Below are 5,535 nucleotides of genomic sequence, written 5' to 3' on the forward strand. Positions count from 1 at the left end.
CATGGCATTTTCCAGAACGGCTTCCAAGACTTTTTTTATCTGTTCCAGGTCCGCCCAGACCATCAGGTCCACTTTCTCAGGTAAATTTAACAGTAACTCTGCGTGTTCCTTTTCAGCTCTGATACTCATCTGGCTACAGAGAGGTTGTACCAGGGATTCTATAGGCCATTGCTGAGGCTTGGGCAACCTTACAGAGGCGTATTCCATGACATAATGGGCCATGGACTCCAGCCTTCCGGCTGATTCCAGTATATAGCCGACATAGTCCCGGGCTTTTTCAGATGATCCTGGTTGTCTCAAAACCAAATTGGCAAAGCCTCCGATGGACATGATGGGATTGCGGATCTGGTGTGCGATGGACATGGTCAGTTTGTTGAGGCTTTCAGCCAGCAGGTTCTCCATATCGCTTTTTTCCTGCAGGGCTTCCTTTTCACGTTCGTGCATGTTTTTTAAGCTGGTCAGGTCCTGGATAAGGATTACCAGCCTCCATTCATCCTGGTCGTTTTTGAAAAATGAAGAAATGATATCTACGTATCTCTGTACACCGTCAGGCCTGGAATACCAGACCTGGCTGCGATAATTGACCTGCTCGTGCTGGATGACTTTTAAAAGGACGTCGTTGAAATCATTGTTTTCAGGATTTTCCAGGAAAAGTATCTCGCTGCCTTTTTCAAGAAGCATCTCTCTGGAAATTCCCAATATTCTGCTCAGGGCTGAATTGGCAATCTCCACCTGTCCTTTTTTTTCGATAATCATCAACCCCGAAGGCATAGCCTCCAGGATACTGTCACGGATAATACTCTGCAGATTATTCATAAGCCCTTTTGCAAAAAAAATTTTCTTAACACTACAGCGACACTTTATTTAAGCTGGAAGGGGGCTGGCTCTTTTGCCGCCGGATAGTCCGGCCGTTTTATGGTTTGAGGTCGGCAAAAGTGCCTGTCCCCGGAGGTCAATAAATAAGTTTCGCTGTAGTGTTGTTTGAAGTCAATAAAAAAGTAAATCAAAATGCCTATGATAAGGTTGGAGTTTCGTAACTTCTCAATAACTCCTGGCGATCTTACACTAAGAAAATACCTGGATTCCGGCTTTCGCCGGAATGACGAATGAAAACAGGTGGTTGCATTGTGATGTCATACCGGCGGAAGCCGGTATCCAGGAATACTGCCCGGAGTTATTGAGAAGTTACGGAGTTTCCGTTAAGCAGTAGCTCCATATATTCCGGATTGTCCAGATTTTTGACCAGCGGGGTATCAGCAAGCGCGGGGTACAGTCGCCCAGTCACGCCCGATGCGTGAGTGCCAGTAGTCACTACCGAGCACTTTTTGAATAGCTATCACAAAAGTATGCTCAAGTGGCTTCCAGCACTGAGGGGTCCCCGAGTGCCTGTGCAGACAGGCTTTAAACGGGTTTACAAAACACAGGTGCTGGGATACTTAATTTTCATTCGCGAATTGTATCACTAGACGTATCTGTTTAGCGCTTTGGATATGGCATGGGGACTGGCTCTACCGGGACCCACTTGTTCCAGAAAATGAGTCATTTTGAGCACAAATTGATGCTCAAGTGGGTCCCGGAGTGCCTGTCCCCTGCTTTCCTTAAAAGCGCTAAACAGATACCTCTAGACAGATACGAATTATTTTAAAACCAGAAAATCTCAACATCACATGTGGAAACTGTTTTTCAAGGGCTTTGGCATAGGTGCTGCCAGCATTGTACCGGGCTTAAGCGGCGGAACCATTGCTCTTATTCTGGGAATATATACCCGGCTGATAGGTATTGCCGGAAATATTGATCACCGCACGCTTGCAGGATTTATGCGCCTGGTGGTCAGGGGCCGCTTTGCCCGGGCCTTTGAATATGCCGTCCAGACCTGGCAGCTGCATTTTGTGGTGCCCATTGGAGCAGGCGTGCTGGTGGCGATTTTCAGCACGGCTTCCCTGATAAACTTTGCTGTCTTGAATTACCGGGGTTTTGTTTTTTCATTTTTTTTCGGCCTGGTACTGGTTTCCATCTACTACCCCCTGAAAAGAGCAGGCAGGATCAGGTTCAAGGAAGTCCTGGTTTTTTTCCTGGCAGGCGCAATGATTCTGCTGGCGCAGCTTTCGCCTCTATGGAGCGATATGCAGGGCTTCAGCAATATTGGAGATCTGCGTTTTTTCCTGGGCGGGGCCGTGGCCATGGCCACCATGCTCCTGCCGGGATTCAGCGGTTCTTTCATGCTGGTGGTCATGGGGGTATACTTTGAGATCCTGGCTGCTGTGGCAGGCATGAATCTCAAAATCATATTCCTGGTAGGCATGGGATGCGTGTTTGGGCTTATCAGTCTGGCCAAGGTGATAAACTTTCTGCTGAAGAATTATTATACCACCACCATGTCCTTCCTGGCCGGCCTGATGTTTGGTTCTCTGGCAGCACTGTGGCCTTTTCAGAAACAGGTGGAAATAAATGAAGACAAGGTTGTCACTGCAGGTTATGCCCTGCCTGAAAGCCTGGCCCAGGGCTGGCCTTATTTTGTCTGCTTTCTGGCAGGGGCAGGCCTGGTCGCCGTATTCATTCTGATGGATTTAACGACCGGAAGGCATAATAGAGGGGAGACAGAGTGATAACAAATCACTTTGGTTGTCATTTATAAAAGTAAGGTGATTCAACAAAATTATAATGAAATTCCCGGAGGGGTACGCCATGTTTTTACCGGTTATTCTGGCTGGCGGTTCCGGCACACGTTTATGGCCATTGTCCCGCAAGCTTTATCCCAAACAGTTTCTGGCCTTCGGAGGGGAGCTCAGCATGCTGCAGCAGTCTGTAAGGCGACTTGACGGACTGCAGTGCGCACCTCCTTTGCTGGTCTGCAACGAAGAACATCGTTTCCTGGCCGCAGAGCAGATGCGCCTTATGGGTCATGAGGATGTATCCATCCTCCTTGAACCCGAGGGGCGCAATACCGCCCCGGCCATTGCCCTGGCAGCCCTGCATGCCACCAGCAGTGGAGAGGACCCCATACTGTTTGTAATGGCTGCGGATCACCATATTCATGATCAGCAGGCCTTTCAGGAAAGCGTGACCATGGCTGCAGAGCAGGCAGGTAAAGACTGGCTGGTGACGTTCGGGATAGTTCCGGACTCTCCTGAGACCGGTTATGGATATATCCGGCGCGGGGAAAATATCCAGGGACAGGTTTACAGGGCAGGGCGCTTTGTGGAAAAGCCAGACTCAGACACTGCAGCTGAATATCTGAAGGCCGGGGATTACTACTGGAACAGCGGCATGTTTATGTTCAGGGCCGGTCGGTACTTAGCAGAGCTTGAGAAGTTTGAGCCCGCGATCCTGGAATGCTGCCGTGCAGCCATGCAAAACGCCCGCCAGGATATGCATTTTGTAAGAGTGGATAAAGATGCCTTCAACTCCTGCCCTGGCAATTCCATAGATTATGCAGTCATGGAGAAAACTCAGGATGCGGCCCTGGTACCCATGGAGGCAGGATGGTCTGATGTGGGCTCCTGGTCATCCCTGTGGGACCTGCTGCCCCGGGACGCAGAGGGCAATTCCTGCAAGGGGGATGTTATGGCTCTGGATACCGCCAACAGCCTGCTTTTTTCAGACTACCGCCTGGTGGCCACCCTGGGGGTGCAGGACCTGGTGGTGGTGGAGACCAAGGATGCCGTGCTGGTGGCTCACAAAAACAGGGCCCAGGACATCAAGTCCCTGGTGGACCGCATCAAAAGCAGCGGCCGCAGCGAGCATGTTACCCACAGGGAGGTTTACAGGCCGTGGGGTTCCTATGACAGCATTGATGCCGGGGGCAGGTATCAGGTCAAAAGAATCACGGTCAAGCCAGGGGCCAAACTCTCCCTGCAAAAGCATCATCACCGGGCCGAGCACTGGGTGGTGGTGTCCGGTACGGCCATGGTAACCAATGGAGAGGAGTCCTTTCTGGTTACTGAAAATCAGTCCACTTACATCCCCCTTGGCCGGCAGCACTCCCTGGAAAACCCCGGCAAAATTCCCCTGGAGCTCATCGAAGTCCAGTCCGGCGCTTACCTGGGAGAAGACGATATAGTAAGGTTTGAAGATATTTACGGAAGACTTTAGGAGACGTCAGGCATGAAAGCAATTATCCTTGCAGGCGGAAGCGGAACCAGGCTTTACCCGCTGACCAGGGGGGTGAGCAAGCAGCTTATTCCCATCTATGACAAACCCATGATCTACTATCCCCTGTCAGTGCTGATGCTGGCTGGAATCCGGGATGTGCTCATCATATCCACTCCCAGGGACCTGGTTCTTTTCAGGGAGTTGCTGGGGGGTGGCAGCGACATCGGCATGCGTTTTTCCTACGCCGAGCAGCCAAGCCCCGATGGTCTGGCCCAGGCTTTTATCATCGGCAGAGAATTTGTAGGAGATGACGATGTCTGCCTGATACTGGGGGACAACCTGTTTTACGGACACAACCTCACCACCCTTTTGCGTGATTCTGTACGCACCGTCCAGGCAGAACGCAGGTCAGTCATTTTCGGTTATTATGTCAGTGATCCGGAGCGCTACGGGGTAGTGGAGTTTGATGACGACATGAAGGTGGTTTCCATCGAGGAAAAGCCCCGGAAACCCAGGTCCAGCTATGCCGTTGCCGGGCTTTACTTCTACACCAATGATGTCCTGGATATCGCCGCCGGTGTGCAACCCTCGGATAGAGGAGAACTGGAGATCACTTCTGTGAACCAGGAATACCTGCGCCAGGGACGCCTCAAGGTGGAACTCATGGGCCGGGGGTACGCCTGGCTGGATACCGGGACTCACGAAAGCCTGCTGGAGGCCGGCAACTTCATCGAGGTCATTGAAAAGAGGCAGGGGCTGAAAGTGGCCTGCATCGAGGAGATTGCCTATGAAATGGGGTATATTGATAAAGAGCAGCTTCGAGCCCTGGCTGAGCCCTTAGCCAAGAACCAGTACGGGCAGTATCTCCTGCGCCGGGCTTCTCTGTAATAAGTATGTGGGTATGGGAGGAGCAGATCGTGCTGAAAACTATATTAGCACTACAGCGAAACTTCTAAAATTTATAACCTGTCTCAATTGGGGACAGGCACTTTTGCCGTTTGAAACCTTGCAATTGAACAAAAAATCAGGCGGCAAAAGAGCCAGTCCCCGGAGGTCAATATATAAGTTTCGCTGTAGTGTTAGTTTGATGCATAGAAACCAGGAACCAGGAACCACAAACCACAAACCCAGATATCTGGAGATGTTTAATGCAGTTCAAACCTACAGAAATAGCGGACGTGGTCATAATAGAACCCAGGGTCTTCGGGGATGAACGTGGATATTTCATGGAAAGTTTCCGCCAGGACATATTCAGCCGCGAGATTCCCGGAGTAAATTTCATCCAGGACAACGAATCGTCTTCCATGTACGGGGTTTTGCGTGGGCTGCATTACCAGTTGCCTCCTTTTGCCCAGGCCAAGCTGGTGCGGGTGGTGACCGGCAGGGTGCTGGATGTCTGCGTGGATATCCGCAGCAACAGCCCTGATTTCGGCAGACATGTGA

Annotated in this window: 5 protein-coding genes; 4 read left to right on the forward strand and 1 reads right to left on the reverse strand. The window is 50.9% G+C overall.

Features of this window, described 5'->3' with window-relative positions; all coding sequences use genetic code 11:
- The coding region (locus tag QZP87_RS06740; RefSeq protein ID WP_291322153.1) for a PAS domain S-box protein at nucleotides 1–816 on the reverse strand (816 nt) is incomplete at its 3' end.
- A gap of 851 nt (nucleotides 817–1,667) precedes the next feature.
- Between QZP87_RS06740 and QZP87_RS06745 the strand changes: the two genes are divergently transcribed.
- From QZP87_RS06745 to QZP87_RS06760, 4 genes are all read left to right on the forward strand, one after another.
- Entirely contained in the window at nucleotides 1,668–2,606 is a 939-nt protein-coding gene (locus tag QZP87_RS06745; protein ID WP_291322154.1) for a DUF368 domain-containing protein, read from the forward strand.
- Nucleotides 2,607–2,685: 79 nt separating this feature from the next.
- On the forward strand, nucleotides 2,686–4,092 hold the full coding sequence (locus QZP87_RS06750) for a mannose-1-phosphate guanylyltransferase/mannose-6-phosphate isomerase (RefSeq protein WP_291322155.1): 1,407 nt from the start codon (nucleotides 2,686–2,688) through the stop codon (nucleotides 4,090–4,092).
- 12 nt (nucleotides 4,093–4,104) lie between these two features.
- On the forward strand, nucleotides 4,105–4,980 hold the full coding sequence (gene rfbA / locus QZP87_RS06755; protein ID WP_291322156.1) for a glucose-1-phosphate thymidylyltransferase RfbA: 876 nt from the start codon (nucleotides 4,105–4,107) through the stop codon (nucleotides 4,978–4,980).
- Nucleotides 4,981–5,240: 260 nt separating this feature from the next.
- Nucleotides 5,241–5,535 (forward strand): dTDP-4-dehydrorhamnose 3,5-epimerase family protein (locus tag QZP87_RS06760; RefSeq protein WP_291322157.1); only part of this gene is annotated, 295 nt, incomplete at its 3' end.

Source organism: Desulfonatronospira sp. (genome assembly GCA_003563255.1).
Taxonomy (GTDB): domain Bacteria; phylum Desulfobacterota; class Desulfovibrionia; order Desulfovibrionales; family Desulfonatronovibrionaceae; genus Desulfonatronospira.